Annotated in this window: 20 protein-coding genes; 14 read left to right on the forward strand and 6 right to left on the reverse strand. The window is 46.3% G+C overall.

Annotated elements, in window-relative coordinates; all coding sequences use genetic code 11:
* Positions 1 to 28: 28 nt before the first annotated feature.
* A complete protein-coding gene (locus AC58QT_RS32640; RefSeq protein ID WP_497412622.1) occupies positions 29 to 1,432 on the reverse strand; it encodes a family 4 glycosyl hydrolase in 1,404 nt (467 codons plus the stop codon).
* A 170-nt stretch (positions 1,433 to 1,602) separates the two neighbouring features.
* On the opposite strand from AC58QT_RS32640, the gene AC58QT_RS32645 reads away from it, so the two are divergent.
* Positions 1,603 to 2,436 carry a helix-turn-helix domain-containing protein gene (locus tag AC58QT_RS32645; protein WP_497412623.1) on the forward strand — a complete coding sequence of 278 codons (834 nt, stop codon included), beginning with the start codon at positions 1,603 to 1,605 and terminating at the stop codon, positions 2,434 to 2,436.
* A 50-nt stretch (positions 2,437 to 2,486) separates the two neighbouring features.
* On the opposite strand, the gene AC58QT_RS32650 is transcribed toward AC58QT_RS32645, so the two are convergent.
* The gene (locus AC58QT_RS32650; RefSeq protein WP_310502593.1) at positions 2,487 to 3,338 is read right to left on the reverse strand and encodes an SDR family oxidoreductase; all 852 of its coding nucleotides are present in this window, start codon (positions 3,336 to 3,338) and stop codon (positions 2,487 to 2,489) included.
* 242 nt (positions 3,339 to 3,580) lie between these two features.
* On the opposite strand from AC58QT_RS32650, the gene AC58QT_RS32655 reads away from it, so the two are divergent.
* A complete protein-coding gene (locus AC58QT_RS32655) occupies positions 3,581 to 4,036 on the forward strand; it encodes a GNAT family N-acetyltransferase (RefSeq protein ID WP_497412624.1) in 456 nt (151 codons plus the stop codon).
* A gap of 303 nt (positions 4,037 to 4,339) precedes the next feature.
* Here the strand turns inward: AC58QT_RS32655 and AC58QT_RS32660 are convergent, their stop codons facing one another.
* The gene (locus AC58QT_RS32660; protein WP_497412625.1) at positions 4,340 to 5,137 is read right to left on the reverse strand and encodes a Cof-type HAD-IIB family hydrolase; all 798 of its coding nucleotides are present in this window, start codon (positions 5,135 to 5,137) and stop codon (positions 4,340 to 4,342) included.
* 117 nt (positions 5,138 to 5,254) lie between these two features.
* Between AC58QT_RS32660 and AC58QT_RS32665 the strand changes: the two genes are divergently transcribed.
* From AC58QT_RS32665 to AC58QT_RS32700, 8 genes are all read left to right on the forward strand, one after another.
* Positions 5,255 to 5,944, forward strand: coding sequence for a DNA alkylation repair protein (locus AC58QT_RS32665; protein ID WP_497412626.1), 690 nt, complete (start codon positions 5,255 to 5,257; stop codon positions 5,942 to 5,944).
* Positions 5,945 to 6,048: 104 nt separating this feature from the next.
* Positions 6,049 to 7,059 (forward strand): ABC transporter substrate-binding protein, encoded by a 1,011-nt coding sequence (locus AC58QT_RS32670; protein WP_497412627.1) that lies wholly within the window; start codon positions 6,049 to 6,051, stop codon positions 7,057 to 7,059.
* Positions 7,060 to 7,074: 15 nt separating this feature from the next.
* On the forward strand, positions 7,075 to 8,115 hold the full coding sequence (locus tag AC58QT_RS32675) for a FecCD family ABC transporter permease (protein WP_497412628.1): 1,041 nt from the start codon (positions 7,075 to 7,077) through the stop codon (positions 8,113 to 8,115).
* A gap of 2 nt (positions 8,116 to 8,117) precedes the next feature.
* Positions 8,118 to 9,155 (forward strand): FecCD family ABC transporter permease, encoded by a 1,038-nt coding sequence (locus AC58QT_RS32680; protein ID WP_497412629.1) that lies wholly within the window; start codon positions 8,118 to 8,120, stop codon positions 9,153 to 9,155.
* Positions 9,156 to 9,390: 235 nt separating this feature from the next.
* A complete protein-coding gene (add, locus tag AC58QT_RS32685; RefSeq protein ID WP_497412630.1) occupies positions 9,391 to 10,428 on the forward strand; it encodes an adenosine deaminase in 1,038 nt (345 codons plus the stop codon).
* Between the two features lie 117 nt (positions 10,429 to 10,545).
* Positions 10,546 to 10,992: a hypothetical protein gene (locus tag AC58QT_RS32690; protein WP_497412631.1), complete on the forward strand. Its 447-nt coding sequence runs from the start codon at positions 10,546 to 10,548 to the stop codon at positions 10,990 to 10,992.
* Between the two features lie 22 nt (positions 10,993 to 11,014).
* Positions 11,015 to 11,935 carry a stalk domain-containing protein gene (locus AC58QT_RS32695; RefSeq protein WP_497412632.1) on the forward strand — a complete coding sequence of 307 codons (921 nt, stop codon included), beginning with the start codon at positions 11,015 to 11,017 and terminating at the stop codon, positions 11,933 to 11,935.
* 69 nt (positions 11,936 to 12,004) lie between these two features.
* Positions 12,005 to 12,763: a (S)-benzoin forming benzil reductase gene (locus AC58QT_RS32700; protein ID WP_497412633.1), complete on the forward strand. Its 759-nt coding sequence runs from the start codon at positions 12,005 to 12,007 to the stop codon at positions 12,761 to 12,763.
* A 28-nt stretch (positions 12,764 to 12,791) separates the two neighbouring features.
* On the opposite strand, the gene mscL is transcribed toward AC58QT_RS32700, so the two are convergent.
* A complete protein-coding gene (mscL, locus tag AC58QT_RS32705; RefSeq protein WP_497412634.1) occupies positions 12,792 to 13,256 on the reverse strand; it encodes a large conductance mechanosensitive channel protein MscL in 465 nt (154 codons plus the stop codon).
* Between the two features lie 104 nt (positions 13,257 to 13,360).
* Positions 13,361 to 14,479: a histidinol-phosphate transaminase gene (gene hisC, locus AC58QT_RS32710; protein WP_497412635.1), complete on the reverse strand. Its 1,119-nt coding sequence runs from the start codon at positions 14,477 to 14,479 to the stop codon at positions 13,361 to 13,363.
* 149 nt (positions 14,480 to 14,628) lie between these two features.
* Here hisC and AC58QT_RS32715 point away from each other — a divergent pair, with 149 nt between their 5' ends.
* Positions 14,629 to 17,322 (forward strand): ATP-binding protein, encoded by a 2,694-nt coding sequence (locus AC58QT_RS32715; protein WP_497412636.1) that lies wholly within the window; start codon positions 14,629 to 14,631, stop codon positions 17,320 to 17,322.
* A gap of 55 nt (positions 17,323 to 17,377) precedes the next feature.
* Here the strand turns inward: AC58QT_RS32715 and AC58QT_RS32720 are convergent, their stop codons facing one another.
* The gene (locus tag AC58QT_RS32720) at positions 17,378 to 17,656 is read right to left on the reverse strand and encodes a hypothetical protein (RefSeq protein WP_310502606.1); all 279 of its coding nucleotides are present in this window, start codon (positions 17,654 to 17,656) and stop codon (positions 17,378 to 17,380) included.
* Positions 17,657 to 17,809: 153 nt separating this feature from the next.
* Here AC58QT_RS32720 and AC58QT_RS32725 point away from each other — a divergent pair, with 153 nt between their 5' ends.
* From AC58QT_RS32725 to AC58QT_RS32735, 3 genes are all read left to right on the forward strand, one after another.
* Positions 17,810 to 18,031: a hypothetical protein gene (locus AC58QT_RS32725; RefSeq protein ID WP_497412637.1), complete on the forward strand. Its 222-nt coding sequence runs from the start codon at positions 17,810 to 17,812 to the stop codon at positions 18,029 to 18,031.
* Between the two features lie 69 nt (positions 18,032 to 18,100).
* Entirely contained in the window at positions 18,101 to 18,493 is a 393-nt protein-coding gene (locus AC58QT_RS32730) for a VOC family protein (RefSeq protein ID WP_497412638.1), read from the forward strand.
* Between the two features lie 71 nt (positions 18,494 to 18,564).
* The gene (locus AC58QT_RS32735; protein ID WP_497412639.1) at positions 18,565 to 19,314 is read left to right on the forward strand and encodes a YwmB family TATA-box binding protein; all 750 of its coding nucleotides are present in this window, start codon (positions 18,565 to 18,567) and stop codon (positions 19,312 to 19,314) included.
* Positions 19,315 to 19,695 lie beyond the last annotated feature (381 nt).

The following is a 19,695-nucleotide window of genomic DNA, read 5'->3' on the forward strand; positions in this document are numbered from 1 at the left end:
CGTGGGGCACTCTCTTTTTTAATGATGGCTAGTGGGAACTAACCGGTGCATACCAATTTGTTGGAATGACATCTCGCTCCAGCTCTAACAGCTCTTCAATAATGAGATCGGCGTCCGCGATGGAATTCACCAACGGATCAGTTAGCATAGCCCGTCTCAGCAATTCTCGACTGCTTTCAACAACGGCTTGCGCTGTCAGTTCATGCGTATCCAAGACGAGCTCTTGCATACCGCGAAGCCCGCGAGGCATATCCCCGACAGGGAATGGCTTGACACCGTCCATAGAGACCTCACACAAGAGCTCTAAGAAAGCGTCATCATTCATATTAGGAACGGCCCCTTGATTGTAGGTGTTGATATAGAAAGGCTTGCCTAACCCGCCAACCATATTCTCAATAATGTCCGTAGCATGGTCAGGGCCGAAAGTGTCCATATACGATGTAATAGGCAGTCTGCCTTCGATGAAATCGTCAACTTGCTCCCACATGGCCTCATGACGAATATAACGCGCTTCGGTTTCCCAAATGGAAAGGGGAGAGATGGCATCCGGCGTACGGCCGAGTCCCTGATAGAAGCGCAGGTATTCCTTCGTGTGCGGGGTACATGTCGGCACATAGCCGTAAATATCATACAATTGATAGCTGATGGCATCATTGTCTTTCGCTTTGGCGCCGGTATCCCCGCCGGCCGTCTCTGTTTCCGCCGCTTTTTTCAGGGAGGCCGCAATGCGAGGCATCACATCAACACCGTCATAAGTAGCCTGAAGCATCCAGGTAAAATGGTTGACGCCCGCGATCCGCAGATCGAATCGGCTGTCGATGTCTGCCGTGTACTCACTTGGATCCGCGATAATTCCCGCCCGCCAAGCATAATTAATCTTTTTCCCCGGCATATGATGGCCATCGCACAACGCAAAGCTCTTCAGTTTGGGCGCATAGCGGCTCAAAGCCATGCCGTGAACGGTCGAAGGGTTAATGTAGTTAATAACCCAAGCGTCAGGGCATAAACGCTCGATGTCGCGAGCGCAGTCCATAATGACCGGCAGTTCACGCATCGCGCGGAAAATGCCGCCCGGACCGATCGTATCGCCAGAACACATGCGGATGCCGTATTTTTCCGATACCGCACAATCGATCCCGCGATACTTGACGGTATCATCTGCGAAGCTAAGCACGACGAAGTCTGCACCCGGCAGCACGTCTTTGCGGTCGGTAGAGCCTTCAATCGTCAGTTCCACGTTGTTCTCGGCAGCGACCATTTTAGCGAGCGTCACCATTTTGTTCAGTCGTTTCTCATCCGTATCCACCAAAGCCAACGTTCCTTTGTTCAAGTACTCGGAATGCACCATTTGCCAAATGGACTGGCGTCCAAAAAACAAGCTTCCTGCTCCAATGACGACAACTTTAGGTTTCTGAATCTGCGAATTAGGCATGATATTCTCCTCCATGTCAGGGTATGCCTTAATTATAAGGGAATGAGCCTGAGAGGAAATGCAGGATAGTTCCTTATTGATGTCAAATAGTAAGATATTAAAGTCATTAAATATTGAGGAAATTAATAGCTATAGATACGCCTCGTCAAAAAGTAAGGAGGAGATCGCGGATGAACAGCACCGATCTGTTCAATGATTTGTCCGAGCACGTCTCGCTTCGCATTACTTCTTATAATACAGTTCTCCATGCCCCAGGCTTAGTCGAGAGCAAGTCCCATCATAATTATGATCTTTGGCTGATCCAAGAAGGACAGGTTGAGATTCAAGTTGGGGCAACCCTGCATAAGGCGACTGCCGGTGATTTGGTGTTATTTTATCCAGGAATTGCGTATACAGCGACGAACGGCAGTCATTCATGCCGCTTTATTTATCTTCATTTCGATTTCGGTTTGGGGGAGCAGCAGTGGATTCTGGCGTCGTTTCCATTGTGCGGGATAGTGCCCGGCAGACTTGTTGAAATGGAAGCGGATGGATTGCGGAAAATCTTCGAAGAGAACCAGCAAGCGGTCGGTATGTCAGGCATGCGATTAAAGGGCTGTTTAATGATTCTGATCGCCAGAATCTTGGAATGCTACGGGGCCGAGCTCTACACAGGAGCCTTCGGCTCCGATTCCACTAGGCAATCTTCTGCCGGCAATCTGTTTGAATTACAATCAACCATTCGTTATATTCAAGAGAATCTTCATCATCCTATTCGTATTCCGGAGCTGGCTGAGGTAGCAGGCATGTCGGAGAAGTATTTTATCCGTTATTTTAAGCAAGCCTTAGGTGTGACGCCGGGTCAATATATGTTCCAATTAAGAATGAATCGGGCTAGAGATTTGGTGTATAGTCAGCGTTATTCCATGCAGCAAATTGCCTCCCTGCTGGGGTACCCTGACCCCTACACGTTCTCGAAGGCATTCAAGAAGCATTATCAAGTTGCTCCCAGTAAATTCGTGTAAGTTTAAAATAGATCTGCCCAGTTGAAGCAACTGGGCAGGTCTATTTAGCGCTACGATTTCCCCTTGCGGGACATCTCCGCAATCGAAACCCACTGCTCATCGGTCACCTCGAGCAGGTCGTTGAACTGCCCGGCGCCTTGCAGCCACTCGCCGCCGTCAATCGTAATCACTTCGCCGTTAATATACCCGGCGAAGTCCGAAATCAGATAAGCGGCGAGGTTCGCCAGCTCATCTTTTTCCCCGACCCGTCCCAGCGGGACACGGTTCAGGAGCTTCTGCGACAGCTCGGGCGTGGGAGCCAATCGGCTCCACGCGCCGTCGGTCGGGAACAGACCCGGCGCGATCGCGACTTGCCGGATCCCATACCGCGCCCACTCGACGGCGAGTGAGCGGGTGAGGGCAAGCACGCCGGCCTTCGCTGCGGCTGACGGCACAACAAAGGCGGATCCCGTGGAGGCGTAGGAGGTGACGATGTTCAGCATCGTACCTCCTACGCCTTGCTCGATCCACCGCTTACCCAGCTCCAACGTGGTGTAGAACGTCCCGTGGAGCACAATGTTCAGCACCGCATCGACCGCTCGCGGTGATAAGTGCTCGGTCGGGCTGGCAAAGTTGCCCGCCGCATTGTTCACCAGCACATCGATGTGACCGAAGTGCTGCTCCACAGCCGTGATCATCGCATCGACCTGCTGCGGATCACGCACATCGCAGGGATGGTAGAAGACATCCCCGCCATGCACTCGCAGTTCAGCCGCTGTCTGGGCTAACACGTCTTCCCGTCGACTCGTAATAGCCAGCTTCGCACCGAGCGATAAAAACTTTTCGCCCATCGCACGGCCGAGCCCCGTGCCGCCGCCTGTAATGAGAACCACTTTATCTTGGAGTAAGGCTCCGTCGAACATAGGATTCACGCTCCTTTTTGAAATATAGAATGTAGTTGGTTCGAATGAATAGATAGCGCTTACAAAAATGCTTTTAACTCATGTTCTCACACCAGCAACCATACTGTCCAGTACCCTTAGATGCATTGTCATTGTGCACGAAACTTACGCTCCACGTTGTGAGGTACGCCAATAAAGGTTGAATTGACCGTTGTCATGTTGTATTCTAGCTAATAAAAATTAGTGATAGAGGAGTGGCGAAAGTGGAGATAAAAGTAGATGATTTATCTGGTCCTGAAGTAAGAGCGCTCATTATGGAGCATCTTCTACATATGCAATCCTTATCCCCACCTGAGAGTACACACGCGCTGAATGTGGATGGATTAAGAAAACCAGATGTGACATTTTGGAGTGGATGGGAGCAAGGGGAATTAGTTGGATGCGGAGCGCTTAAAGAGCTAGATCATCAGCATGGTGAGTTAAAATCAATGCGAACTTCATCCGCACATCACAGAAAAGGAGTCGCTAAGCAAATTCTGGCCCACATTATTAATGAAGCAAAGCGTCGCGGCTATACGCGAATTAGCTTGGAAACAGGCTCAATGGAAGCATTCGAACCTGCAAGAAAGTTATATGAAAATTTTGGATTCACCTATTGCGGGCCGTTCGCGAATTACACGAATGATCCGCTAAGTTCATTTATGACGATGGAATTATAGATGGTGAAAGGGACCTCCAGGATATTGCTGGAGGTCTTTTTAATTCGAATTTACCGAACTATTTTCAGTCTCTACTCTGATAAATCTCAAATAGTCGGAACTAGCCTAACTAAATCACCTAAACTAGGCAGCACGCAACGAAAACAGACAAATAGTTCGGCAGAATCGGACTATCGGCTGGCTATCGAGGGAAAACCTAAATTTAGTTCGGCAAAATCGAATTTATCGGTCAGTTCCAGCGAAGCAAACAACAAAGGAGCTACGCGCACAAACGCGTAGCTCCTCTTTAGCACGTTCCATCACTTACTCCGCCAGAACAAACTTCTCCAGCACATGCCTTACGCCATCCTCATTATTGCTCTTCGTCACGAAGTTCGCCAACGCTTTAAGCTCAGGCAGGGCATTCTCCATCGCAACGCCAAGGCCCGCGACTTCAAGCATTTCCCGATCGTTCCAGGCATCGCCGAGGGCAATGACTTCATCTAAAGAACAACCGATGTGCTCAGCAAGGAACGTGATCGCATGCCCTTTGGTACCTTCCTTATGCATGAACTCCAGATAGTGAGGCTTGGACTTCGTAATATGCAATTGATCACCGAGCAGAGGGAGAAGCTCTTCACGAATTTGATCGCAAACTTCAGGTTTATCCACAATCAGCATTTTAGGCTGCGGAATATCAATCCACTGGCGCAAATCCCCAATGATATAAGGCGTTTTGGACAAGCTTACATAGTTTTTAATCTTATCGTTATCTTCCGCTGCATAAAGCTCGTCCCCATGGTAAAGCTGAAGATGGTAGTTGTTTTTCTCGCAATAATCGAGCAGGAAGCGGGCGCTCTCTACAGGAACTGTGCGCTCATAGAGCACTTTTTCGTCTAATAAATTTTTGATCAAAGCCCCTTGATACGTAATAATGGGTACATTGAGTCCAATACGATTGGCAATTTTGGCAGCGGAAGGGAAGCTTCTTCCCGTGGCGATGGTGACCAAGACCCCTTTGGCAACAGCTTGATGCATAGTCTCAACCGTCTCTTGGGAAATCGTCAAATCATCACGCAGCAGCGTATCATCTAAGTCAGCAGCAACTAATTTATACGTCATGTTTCTCACCGATCCTATTCGTCTTCTCTATTAAAATTCTGCTAATAGCATACCCGAATTGCTAGCGAATTGCTACAATAAGCGCATAGGAATTAGCTAAAAGGAGGTTCTTTTACGATGACATCAACATATATGAATGAACTTGAAAAACGGCTAAGAACCCATGCGAACGCGGAAAATGCCCCGAGCATGGAAGCTTATATGAAGAATCACTTTCCTTTTCTAGGCATTCGTAATCCGGAACGTGTTGCGTTGACTAAGCAATTCACCAAGGAACATGGTTTTCCGAAAGGGGAGGAGGCTGTTCGCGTCGCACAGGAACTGTGGCGATTGCCCGAGCGCGAGTTTCACTACACGGCTTTGTTAATGCTTATCCAAGTGAGAAAAACCGTCCCTGCCGAGCATATTCAAGTGCTGGAACAATTTGTCGTGACGAATTCCTGGTGGGATTCCGTTGACACGATTGCTGATCACTTGATCGGTTATCATCTGCAGCGATTCCCAGACTTAATTCCAAGTTATGTAGAGAGATGGTTAGCTTCCAATAACATGTGGCTGCAGCGAACGGCTATTCTTTTTCAGTTGAAGTATAAAAAGAAGACGGATGTCCCGTTGCTATTTCATTGCATCAGGGTAATGGCGGACTCGAAGGAGTTCTTCATCCGCAAAGCGATAGGCTGGGCGCTGCGCGAGTATTCCAAAACCGATGCCGTAGCCGTAGAATCTTTCGTTGCAAGCACGGAGTTATCACCGCTAAGCGTCAGAGAGGCATTAAAGGTCATACATAAGAAATTAGCAGAAAATTAGAACATATCTACAGGAGCCTCTGATATATTGACATTGAGAATCATTTTCATTATTATGAGGTGAGAATCAATATCATAGTTAAGAGATAATCAGGAGGGTTTCCCGTGCTTCGTTTTAACCAAACCAAAACAACTAAAGTTTCATTCACTGTGCTTTCCGTGTGTATGGCAGCACTACTTGTAACGGCTTGTGGAAGTAATAAAGATGCAGCAAGCACAACAACACCAGCAACTTCAACTGCTCCAGCAGCTACGGCAGCGGCGACAGCAACACCGGCTCCAGCTGTTGATAAAGTTATTAAAGATGGCATGGGTCACGATGTTAAGGTTCCAGCCAACCCGAAAGCAGTTATCGCATCCTACTTAGAGGATCCGCTTCTAGCACTTGGTGTTAAACCGATTGTTCAATGGTCTGTTAAAGAAACAACCGTACAAGATTATTTGCAAACACAGCTAGCTGGTGTTCCTACGATTCCTTCCAATCTTCCTGTGGAATCCATCTTGAAAGTTACCCCAGATTTCATGATCGTGGGCAGTGAGTCAGCGGTTGAAAAAGGTCTATATGAACAATACTCCAAAGTTGTACCGACATTCGTTCTTGGCAGCGAAGTAACGGCGGACTTCCGTAAGACGCTTTTGAAAATGGGCGAAATTCTAAATAAAACAGATGCGGCGAACGCTGCTCTAAAAAAATATGATCAAAAAGTAACAGATACAAAAGCAAAACTTGCTCCAATACTTGGTGATAAAAAGGTTGCCATTCTATGGGTAACGAATAAAAACTTTTATGTCGTTAACGGTAAAGTTGCCAGCGGCGCGGTTGCTTACGGCGATCTTGGTTTGAAACTGCCTAATATTTTGGCTGTACTACCGGATGCTAAAGCGAATTGGGTGCCAATTTCACTAGAAAAGCTTGCTCAATTAGATGCCGACTACATTTTCTTGGTTAACAGCGATAAAGGTCAAGCAGGGAACCTGGAAGACCCGCTTTGGAAGAACGTTCCTGCTGTGAAATCAGGTAAAGTGTTTGAAATGGACAAGACAAGCAGCTGGTTGTACAACGGCGTAATCGCTGGCGAGCGCGTAATGGACGATATGGTTAAAGTCATTAAGTAAATTGGGGGCTATTGTATGACGGGGTCAAAAAGCCAAGTTCCCTCAGCTAAACCCTCATTGAAATCGCGTCCTCTTGCTGCGACAGTCATTATGATAGGTGGATTAGCCTTGCTAGTGATCAGTTTAATCACCTCCATTTCAGTAGGTGCAGCTGATATCACTTTCGGTGAAGTATGGCGAGCGATCTTCCATTTTAATGCGGATAATACACAACATTTGATTATCCAACAACTTAGACTTCCTCGAGCAATCGCTGGAGCCCTGGTTGGGTCTGCTTTTGCTGTAGCAGGTGCGATTATGCAAGGTGTAACACGCAATCCATTATCGGACCCGGGTATTCTTGGTATTAACGCAGGTGCAGGCTTTATGCTTGCCCTGTGTTTTGCCTTTTTTCCGAAGCTGCCGTTTCACTATGTCATTTTATTTTCCTTTTTAGGTGCAGCGGTAGGGACCGCGCTGGTATATGGTGTTAGCGCGTTGGCTAAGGGAGGCGTAACGCCGGTTCGAATCGTCCTGGCGGGGTCAGCTGTTAGTGCTTTATTGCTGGCACTCAGTGAAGGGATTGCGATCTCCTATCATATTGGACAGGATCTCGCTTTTTGGTTTGCAGGAGGGATTGCAGGTACGAAGTGGTTACAAGTTGATATCATGGCACCATGGATTGTCGTTGCTTTACTAGGGGCGCTTCTCGTCTCACCCTGGATTACGCTGTTAAGCATGGGGGAAGATGTTGCCATAGGCCTCGGATTACGGATAGGATACGTTAAGCTAGCCGCATTCGTGCTAGTTCTGGTCCTTGCTGGTGCGTCTGTGGCAGCAGTAGGAGCAATTGGATTCATTGGCCTTATTATTCCACATGTTGTTCGCTATCTCGTAGGTGTTGATTATCGTTGGATTATCCCGACGTCAGCCGTATTAGGCGCTTTGTTAGTCGTGGCTGCTGATATCGGAGCTCGTATGGTGAACCCTCCTTTTGAGACGCCAATAGGTGCGATTATTGCGCTGATTGGTGTACCTTTCTTCCTCTATCTAGCACGTAAAAAGGGGAGGGACTAAGTATGACAACCTTGAAGCAGGAAAGTACGAAGAAACCGAGATTGTCAAAAGCCATCACGGTCCTATCGATTTTAAGCGTACTCATTATTATCGTTTTTATTATAAGCATGAATACAGGTGTGATTCGTTTGAGTCCGCTTGATGTGTTGCGAACAATCTTCGGTGGCGGGACTGCGAAGCAGGAACTTATCCTCTTCGATTTTCGACTTCCGCGTATCGTGATTTCGATCATGGTTGGAGCGGGCCTAGCGGTTTCTGGAGCCATCCTACAAGGGATATCGCGAAATATGCTAGCGGACCCAGGGATACTGGGTATTAATGCGGGGGCAGGGCTTGCGATTATTCTCGTCGTCTCCTTTTATAAGAATAATGCAGCAGGTCCATTGTTCTTCATGCCGATGATTGCAATGCTGGGTGCGGGTTTGGCCGCTCTGCTCATCTATACCCTCTCCTATGTCAAAGGCAAAGGCATCTCGTCATCTCGTCTTCTCCTTGTGGGAATCGCGGTTTCTGCGGGTATTGCTGCTCTAATGATGGTCCTATCCATTCGCTTGGATCCAACCGATTTTCAGTTTGTACAGGTGTGGTTAGCGGGTAGTATTTGGGGGACGAATTGGAAGTTCGTTCTCGCTTTATTACCATGGATTATCATCCTCATTCCTTATGTCATGTTCAAAGCGAATGTGTTGAATGTGTTGAATCTAGGGGAGATGACGTCCATCGGATTGGGGATAAGGATGGAACGGGAACGGATTGGATTGCTTGCTGCAGCTGTTGCGCTTGCAGGTGCTTGTGTCGCTGTCGGAGGCGGGATTGGTTTCGTAGGATTGATAGGTCCCCATCTAGCTAGAAGGCTAGTTGGACCTAAGCATCAATACTTGCTTCCAGCCTCAGCGCTTACTGGTGGGTTGATACTAATCGTCGCGGATACGCTAGCGCGGGGGATGTTTCAACCAACCGAGGTTCCGACGGGCATTGTGGCCGCTGTTATTGGGGCGCCATACTTCCTGTATTTATTAGTTCGAACGAGGACTTCCTAAGAGGTCAGAGATAGAGATCCACAATGGGCTTCATAGCCTGTTGTGGATTTTTTTATTTATTGCTGCTCGACTGTAAATGTTAGATAACATAACGCATATACTAAATAAATCTAAATAAAACGAATTATTGTTATATATATTGACATAACACTTACATTCGTTTAAAGTAATAAAAATTCTTCTCAAGCGCACTAGCGCCATGGAGAGACAAAGGGAGAGATGGGAGATGGCTCACATGCGAACACAAGATTTGTTAGCTAGATTACCAAAGGTGGATCTTCATTTACACTTGGATGGCAGTGTGAAGCCCGAGACGATTTTGGAACTCGCTCTCGAACAAGGTATATCACTCCCTGTTTACGATACGGATGGACTAATCCCACATATGCGAGTGACGGACACTTGTGGAAGTTTGATTGAATACTTAGGTAAATTCGATTTCACAACACGCTTCTTACAAACGGGCGCAGCCTTAGAGCGTGTTGCTTATGAAGTGGTTGAACAATCCGTGGAGCACAACTGTCGGTATGTGGAGGTTCGTTTTGCTCCACAATTGCATCGCAACATGGGGCTAACGCTCGAAGACACGTTTCACTACGTGACGCAAGGGTTGAAGCGCGCAGGGCGCGAGTTCGGAACGAGATTCGGTGTAATTGCCATTTGTATGCGAAATCACACTTGTGCAGATAATTTGGAAGTTATTGAAGCAGCGGCCAAATTCTTAGGCAAGGGGGTCGTTGCCGTTGATTTAGCGGGGGATGAGGCGAATTATCCTCCTGAATTTTTCCGAGAAGTGTTTGCTAGATCGCATTCATTAGGCATTCCTGTCACTATACATGCAGGTGAAGCGGCAGGCGCAGTTAACGTTTACAATGCGGTTACACATTTGGGGGCTACGCGCATTGGGCATGGAGTAAGACTTCGTGAGAATGCGGAGATTCTAGGAATGATCAAAGATCGCCGTATCCCGCTAGAAATGTGCCCGATCTCCAATATCCAAACGAAAGCTGTGGCTTCGTGGGAGGCTTACCCGATCCGTGAATACTTGGATCAAGGACTGATTATAACGATCAATACGGATAATCCTAGCGTGTCTGGTACGAACATTACGAAAGAGTATCGCGCGATTGCCGATCGATTCGCTTTTACAACACCAGAACTAGTGAAGTTGATCATGAACGGTGTGGAAGCCGCCTTTATGGAAGAACAAGATAAAGTGCTGTTCAGACAAGAGATGGAAGCTGAGCTTAGCAGTTTGGGTGTATATAATTAGATGGACATTGGATGGGATCTGTTGCGATGAGCAGCAGATTTTTTTATGCTCAAGAAGGTGTATGCTATGTTAATATAAGGGAAACTTCTCAAATTTTTGCGGCAGGAGGCGAGCGATGTGAAGGTCTCATATTTGATTGTGCTTGCGTATGTTATCTATATGCTAGTGAAATCTTACAAATCTAGTAAAGCCAAAAAGCTCCTTGGAACCGTTATGTTCGTTGGATTTAGTAATTATAAGAAAATAGGGATAACGCTGTTGAATCTCTTTTTCATGCCATTTATTATTACGCAAGAGAGTAAGTTTAAGTTTGTTTTGCTAGCTATTCTTATACTACTTGCAGTCATGCTGGATCGTGTTTATATCGGTGATAAGGGGATTAAAGTACATGATGAATTTATCCCCAAAGAGGATATTCTGCATTACTATGTGGTCGATGGTAAAGTCAATCAGTTCGATCTTTTTGTTAGAGGGAAAATCGATGTGCTCAACATCACGATCAATAAGCGGAAGTTGGGGAGTCAGTTTAATGAGCTTTTGGCAGAATGGAAGTCTGTGAGTTAACATAAAGATTGGGAGTGTTGAAATGAGAAAGTTTATTTTGGGCCTAGCCTGCGGGATTGGATTGACTGCGGCTACGGGTGTGTATGCTTCGGATATGGTGCAGACTTATCTTTTTCCAGCGAAGTTCATCATTAATGGTGAAGAGAAAAGCACCGAAGGTTACCAAACATTGAACTATGAGGGACATGTCTATGTTCCTGTGCGCTTTATAGCAGAAAATACGGGGAACACAGTAGTTTACGACGAGGCTTCACAAACCATTGTGGTGGATGACGGCTTTACCATTAGGGATATTAATAATCCTGGCATGCGTGCAGGGCATATAGCGGTTGAGAAGGAGGGGGCCCACTCCATTATTAAGGGACAACTCTTTATTGGCCACGATGCCTGGGATTACAAATTACTTAGTGCCTATCAGTCCATGAACCCAGGGGGCAATTCAGCGCGAATAGATGCAGCAGGTAACCTGGCATTCTGGAACGATAAGGGAGAGTTGCTGGAGAAAGTCCCTTATGTGGTTAATCAAATTCCAACACTGACGGAGCAAATCATCTCGTTTGAAACAAAGAGTGGGACGGATATTTCGGGTTATACGATGGTCACCCTAGAAAGTAAAACGCCTTCACCTACACGTATGCCGGGGTATTCAGTGCCAGCGTTCATACAAGATGCTTCCCATAAGGTCAGTTTTGGTCTCGTTGATGTGCTGCGCAGCGGGGAATACACCATTGTTAGAGGTCTTTTAGGCAGTGTAGTCGAGAATGAATTACCTGCAAACGCGCCGATCGTTGTTACCTTTTATGACGAAAAAGGCAGTGTCTTGGGTACAGCTACTACGACGCTTGGCGTGGAGAGACCTCAGGGTATTCAGCCTTTTGCTGTGTTTGTCGGTAAAGGGGATTTCACGCATTATAAGTCAGTTCAAGTTACGTTGGCTCAATAGTGGAGATACGTGGGTAGTTAACGGAACGTCTGCGCGTATCGCTAATCTCAAAAAGAATGGAAGGCATCTATGGATACTTATCTCATAACTGGCGGTTCCAAAGGCCTGGGCGCTGCCATCATCTGGCAGCTGCTGGGACAAGGTGCTGCGGTTCACTATATTTCCCGCAGCGAGAACGAGACCTTGCGCCAAGAGGCGCTGCGCGTGGGAGGTCAGCTGACCTTCCACGCTTACGACTTGGCGCAAACGGAAGGCTTAGATTCGCTCATCGAGCGAATCCTCTCGGGGCTGGATGGCGTGGCCTCCATCACGCTCATCAACAACGCGGGCACGCTCGAGCCGATGACGTCGATCGGCCGAGCAGCCCCTGACGACCTGCAGCGCAGCCTGAAGGTCAATCTCGTCGCACCCGCGGTGCTGACGAACAGCTTCATCCGGCTCACGCAGGCGTGGCCGATCATGAAGCGGGTCGTCGGCATCTCCTCGGGCGCGGGGCGCAAGCCCTACCCCGGCTGGGGGGCGTATTGCACCGCCAAAGCCGGGCTGGACATGCTGACGCGCTGCGTCAGCATCGAGCAGCTGCAAGAGCCTTACCCGGTGCTAATCTGTTCCGTCGCACCGGGCGTGGTGGACACCGAGATGCAGCGGGAGATTCGCGCTGCCTCCGAAAAGGACTTCCCGCAGGTGAGCCGGTTCGTCCAGCTCAAAGAGCAGGGTGAGCTGAGCTCACGCGAAGATGCGGCTAAGCAGCTGCTGCGCCTGCTGCAAGCCAACGCATTCGAACAAGGTGAGATCGCTGATCTACGCAGCAAAGAGCCCGTGTCGTAATCCGACACGGGCTCTTTGCTATACCGATCTATTGAATGCTGCCGCTAACTGTACCACCGGACGAAAGCTCCGAAGTACAGAATTTACAACGTGATGCTTGCGCGGGAATTTCAGATAAGCAATGCGGGCAATCTTTGGTTGTAACGGCTTTTTCCTTCGGTGTTTCCTTCTTGCGGAACTTGCCGATTTGACGAACAACCATGAAAATGACGAATGCGACAATTAAGAAATCTAAGAAAGTTGATAGGAATTGTCCGTATCTAAAGACGGCGGTGCTCTTGGCAGCATCAGCAAATGTTTCGTAATGTTTCCCATCCAAGGCAACATACAAATCATTGAAATTCACTTTACCAATGAGCAGACCAACAAGTGGCATGACCAAATCATTGACAATGGACGTAATGACTTTACCGAAAGCCCCTCCGATAATAACCCCGACTGCGAGGTCGAGCATGTTCCCTTTGAATGCAAATTCTTTGAATTCTTTTAGCATGATGTACCCCCATGAGACTATAATTAATAGGATTGTACCATAGTTGATAGAGCCCAAACAAATACGATCCCATAAGCTAAGGGGGATGTTTTTATAAACGAGATCTACGCCTTTACAGCGACAATTTCCTTCAAAGCTTGGATAAGCACGGCATTTTCCTCGGAAGTCCCAATCGAAATCCGCACATGATTCGGAAGATTCCAGCTGCCGCCATATCGAACAATAACCCCGCGACGCATCAAAGTATCATAGATGGTTTTGGCTTCTGTGCCCAAATCGACGAGTACGAAATTACTCATACTTGGCGTAAAAGGAAACGCTAAATCGCTCAGCCCGGCGTAAAGCTCTTCCTTCACCTTGGTATTATTAGCGCGTGTTGCCTCAAGGTGTTGATCATCCTGGATAGCAGCAGCAGCGCCAACCTGGGCGAGTGTGTTTACGTTGAAAGGCTCTTTCACTTGACGAATCTTTTGCAAAACCCCAGCATCTGCGATGCCATAACCCACGCGAATACCCGCCAATCCGTAGATTTTTGAAAAAGTTTGCAGGACAACTACAGGATAGCCTTCTCGTACTAGGGCAAGGCCATCGCAATAATCATCAGCGGTGACGAAATGGCTGTACGCACCATCGAAGATCACAAGCACGTGAGAGGGGAGACTTTTCACAAGTCGGTGCAAGTCTGTTTTGGTTATATAAGTGCCCGTCGGATTGTTAGGCGAACAAATATAGAGCATCTTCGTACGTGCCGTTACGGCCTCTAAGATCGTTTCAACTTCGTAGCGGAAGTTCTCCCCAAGAGGTACGTTAATTATACTGGCTCCAAGTAAGTTGGCTCCGAATTCGTATTCGCTGAACGTCGGAGAGGGCACTATGACCTCGTCCCCAGGTTCTAAGTAAGTTTCAGAGAGAAGAGTAATCAGCTCGTCGCCGCCATTGGTAACAAGGACTTGATCAGGGGGAAATCCGCGTTTCTCAGCAATAGCTTCTCTAAGGTTGACTGTCTCTGCATCTGGGTAGCGATGAATTTCAGATATGTAAGCTTGAATCGCTTCGAGTGCAAGAGGGGAGGGGCCTAATGGATTTTCATTGGAGGCCAATTTGGTAACCGATGTGAGCCCGAATTCGCGTTGAACCTCCCAAATGGGTTTGCCGGGCGTATAAGGTTTCATGCGTGATAAAATGCTGCGGGGATTGATGTTTTGAACACCTGGACCTTCCATGTACAACACTCCTTTTTTGTAAATGCTTTATCTAAATAATACATTAACTTGGTAAAGTGGTAAAGTAAAAAGTTTGCATACCCTGATAACGTTTATTTGGTATATGATACAGATAATAGGTGTTTATCAATAGAGGGGACGGCAGCAGGATGAAGAAAATGAGATTCGGTATTCGTGCCAAAATTATGATTGGATATGCATTCATCATTTTCTGTTTAACCCTATCATTTGTACTTGTTAATTATCAGTTAGCCGCCATGCAGAGAGACCGCAATTATGTGATCGAACATGATTTTGCCGTCAATAGGGAGTCGAATCTCCTAGAGAAATATGTCATGGATATGGAAAACGGGCAAAGGGGCTATTTACTCACGGGGGAAGTCAAATATTTAGAGCCGTATACGAGCGGACAGACCAAGTGGAGGGATTCTTTTAATCAATTGAAAGAATTAACGACGGATAACCCTGTGCAGGAGAGAAATCTGCTTGCGCTTAAAGAATCTATCGAGAATTGGCTTGTACAAACGGGTGGAAGCATGCCCACAATGAGAAATGGCCTCGAGAATGAAAGTTATTTTAATTTCAGCTTTTTTATTACACACCAAAATATTCTAGATATTCGCTCGCAATTGAGTCGCTTCCGCAGCTTGGAAATGGGGTATGTGAAGGAGAGAGCGGCCCATCTGGATGCTCAAAACGAAATGTTGACCCACTCCTTATTTGCCATGTTGGGTGTGGTGCTCCTCTTTTCATTGATTGCAGCTCTTCTTATTTCGAGATCGATTGTGGGGACCATTAAGCAGGTTACCAAGAGTATCATCAAGCTGAGCTCGATGAAGCGGGATCGTTCGAAGCGCATCCATGTCACGATGAATGATGAAGTGAAGGATTTGGCTGATGCAACGAATATTTTGTTGGAGAGTCAAGAAGAAATCGAGTGGCAGCAGCGCAAGCTGACGGAAGTGGTGCATATGCTGCAAGGCATTTCCAATTTGGAAGCGTTAGGGACTATTTTTATACGCAAAGCGGCTGAATTGTTTGATGCTTCTTTCGGTGTTTTTTACATAAGAAACGTGCATGAATCGAAGGATTGCATGATGAGGTTGGCGACGTATGCCGCGATGGGAGAGAATGCGGAGGCTGGAAAGCCTTATTTTCAAGTCGGAGAGGGCTTGCTTGGTCAATGTGTGATTGAGAAACGAATTGTACATCTTACCCATGTGCCTGAATCTTATATCTCTTTAAAATCGGGACTGGGATCAGCCGGTGCACAAAGTGTGCTCATCGTTCCGATCATTCATAATCAAGAAGTCATTGCCATCATGGAACTGGCTTCGTTTGATAAGTTTTCATCGCTCCAACTGAGTTTATTGGATGATATTCTAGAAGTGCTTGGAACGATTGTACATAGCGTACAAACACGTGTTGAGGTTGAACGTCTGCTAAGAGAGTACCAAGCCATGACAGAGGAACTTCAAATTCAACAAGAAGAATTGCATATGACCAATGAACAACTAGAAGAAAGAAATCGCTATGCGGATGAAAGGTCAAGGGAGCTTGAACATATGAAAGTTTCCTTTGAAGAACACGCCATCCAATTAGAGGTGAGCTCGCGGTACAAATCAGAATTCTTGGCGAACATGTCGCATGAGCTGCGAACGCCGCTAAACAGCATACTGATCCTTTCTCAGATGCTGATGGAGAATAGTAATCGAACCTTAACACAAGATGAGCAGGAATATGCGCGTGTGATTCATTCTTCAGGGAATGATTTATTGCTCCTTATTAATGATGTTTTGGATGTGTCCAAAGTTGAAGCGGGTAAGTTGGATATTCATATAGGTGAACTGCACACAGATTGGCTTCCCGAACTATTGCAAAGTCAGTTTGAGAAAGTGGCTGAGCAGCGAAAGCTTACTTTTGAGATCGACATGGATGCTCGAGTGCCGGCAGTTTTCTATACGGATGAACAGAGGCTTAGTCAAATTATCAAAAACTTACTCTCAAACGCGTTCAAATTTACGCATCAAGGTGCTGTGCAAGTAGAATTCCGCATGTGTAACGCTGATCAAGTTGCAGAGCTTTTGCCTTCGGCTACCCATATGCAAGTTATGGCTGTTACGGTTAAGGATACGGGTATAGGTATACCGAAGGACAAGCAAGAAGTCATTTTCGAGCCTTTCCGGCAAGCGGATGGTACCACCAATCGGAAGTATGGAGGGACTGGGCTTGGCTTATCGATTAGTCGTGAGCTTGCTCGACTTCTAGGTGGGAGTATCCATATGCAGAGTGAGGAGGGCAAAGGAAGTACGTTTACTTTATATGTTCCATCACTGCCGCATCTAATGGGAGTGAGTAATACGGTGCACAAGGAAGTGGCAGCCGCATCAACAAACGCCGATAATGAATACTTCCTTCGCGAAGTAAGCAAGAAAACCGCTGAGCAGGAGAATGGTTATAGCCATCATTTTAAAGATAGAAAAGTGCTTGTTGTAGATGATGATGTTCGTAACGTATTCGCGTTATCTAATGCTTTTGAGCAAGAGGGTATCATCGTGAGTGTCGCTCAGAACGGACAAGAATGCTTAGATCTATTGGCAAAAGATGATCAGATAGAGCTTATTCTCATGGATATCATGATGCCAGTCATGGATGGCTATGAAGCGATGCGTCTTATTAGAAAAAATAGTCGATACGCAGATGTTCCGATTATTGCGCTTACCGCCAAAGCGATGAAGCAAGATAGGGATATTTGCTTGCAGGCGGGGGCATCAGACTATATCAGTAAGCCGCTGCATGTTAATCAGCTTCTCTCGCTTATGCAGGTTTGGCTGAGCCAATAAAACGTAAAAGACCTTTGATTACCTTCCAGGAGGAAGAAGTCAAAGGTCTTTTGTGTCATTGGACATTTCGTTCTGTATGAACTTCAAAATGGTAAATCGTATTGCGCGTCAGGACACGGAAATCCAGACCGTCTTGATCAATCGCTTGAACACGAGTTGTTTTGAATGGTGTATGTTGTCTAACCCCAGATAACGTCATTGGACATCCTACCTCGGTCGGGTTCACTTCAAGAAATGTTTGCCCTTGAATCTCATCGAAATCGAATCGATCTGACCGATGCTTGGGGGTAATCCCATCCACCTCATAGATTTGCAGCAGCTTTAACAACCTCATTCTTGACCCTCCCATCTTCACTTTCGACTTCATTATACACGGACACTTTCATTTTGGCGAAATCTACAAACCTAACATAAACCTAAAGAAGTCCTGATACTTTCTTAGCTTCAAGGCGATACAATAAGGCTATCTGAATCGGGGGTGTTGCGCATGCTGCACACGAAAGTAGTCATTGGGGAAAAAGAAGTTCTGATATTTTTCGAATCCATGTACCAAGAGTATTCATCTCAGGCTATTGAAACGATAACAAAGCATTTAAATAATGTGCAGGTAAAGGAAGTATTTGATAACCTAGGCTTAGTGCATACAACGAATAAAGAGGTAACGCTCTTCTCGCTCAACGGGGAGATGGAGACCCTACTCATGACCTGATCCGCGGTCTAGCCCTTTTTATTATTTTTAGCTAATATTAAGGGTGTTAGAATGAGGAGGGTGATACATTTGGCTGTTAAGAAATTGGAGCATGTAGGCGTCATGGTAGCAAACTTAGAAGCTTCTATTACATTTTATGAAAATGTGATCGGACTTAAGCACAAAGGTACGTTGATTCATACGAATGGCGTTATTCGTCTAGGCTTTCTGGGCTTTGAGGTTGAGAATGAAACGGAAGTTGAATTAATTGAAGGATATAATGCGAACCTGCCTCAGGAAGGTAAAGTGCATCACTTGGCTTTTACCGTAGATGATATTGAAGCTGAATTCGTAAGAATCCAAGGTCTGGCGATTGAGCAACTGGATACGGAAATTACAACGCTCCCGAACGGTTCTAGGTATTTCTTCTTTAATGGGCTGGATGGCGAGCGTATTGAATTCTTTCAATCGACGCGTGGATAGGTTTAATATTTGCTAGATACGGGCATCCTTTTTACTAGAGTCATAGATTCTAGTGAAGAGGTGCTTTTTTCATGTCGAAGCGATGGACACAAACGGTGATTGGTATACTCCTACTTGGCTTATTCTTCGGATGGGTCCGTCATGTAGATGCAGAGGCTGAACAAGATGTACAGTTACTACTAAATGTGGCTAAGCCAGTTATGCAAACGAATCAACAAATTACCTTCAAATATACAGCTTACTTTGGAGCATGTGGTGGTGTGAATACCAAGGTTGTCGCCGCTGGCGAAAGCTTGTCGCAAGAGCTGGGCTTTAGATCGAAGACTAATGAGCAGATTTCGAATATGCAGGGTATCTACACTGTAAAATCAGAAGTAGCTGCTGGCGCGGTAATGACTTTAACGGTTGCTAGTCCAGTGGGCCAGTCAGCCTGTTACGCTGTCATCCGATTAGATGCTTTGGGAAGCGCTGATCAGGACCAACTGCTGAAATGGCAGGAACAAATGACTAAGCAGCTGAATAACCAAGGTATTCAAGGCAAATGGAATGTAATGATCCAAGGGAATGCGGTTGAGGACCTCATTTTGGAGAATAGTCCAAAGCAATTCTTAACGGACCTCGTTCGTTCATATAAAGGATATGTCGTGGAGAGTTACGAAGATACAACAACTTTCAGTTTATCGTTGGCCTCGTCTGATTTCGAAGATTCTATATTAAGCGGCGGTCAAAAGGTGAATGTCCAAATCGCGCTTCATCTAGATACGACTTCTGGCCTCTGGCGATTGACGGTAGGGACACCGATAATCACAATGGAATATTAAACTGCGAAGAGGGCGCTGTCGAGGCATCCTTTTTTTTGTTGCCTACTTGTAGGCACAATTCGAAAGAATGGCAATAGTGGAACTTTTCCAAAGGGGTTGTAATTGATTTCTAGGCATGGTACATTAGTCCTCGTTGTTCTGAAGCAAACAACCACGGACGAAATGAAAGTGGACTTGCTTTCCAGCAATGAGGTATGGTAAGATGACTTTCCGACAGACACCGACTTAAATTGACAAGAAAAAAAGTGCTTGCAATTGAGAAACGATCTGTGGTATATTACTTCTCGCTGCTTCGGTAACACGGCAGTGAACGAAAGAAATTGATCTTTGAAAACTGAACAACGAGTGAGTAAGCACAGTCGAGTAATCGACTATAAAATG

This window comes from Paenibacillus sp. J31R109 (assembly GCF_059692055.1).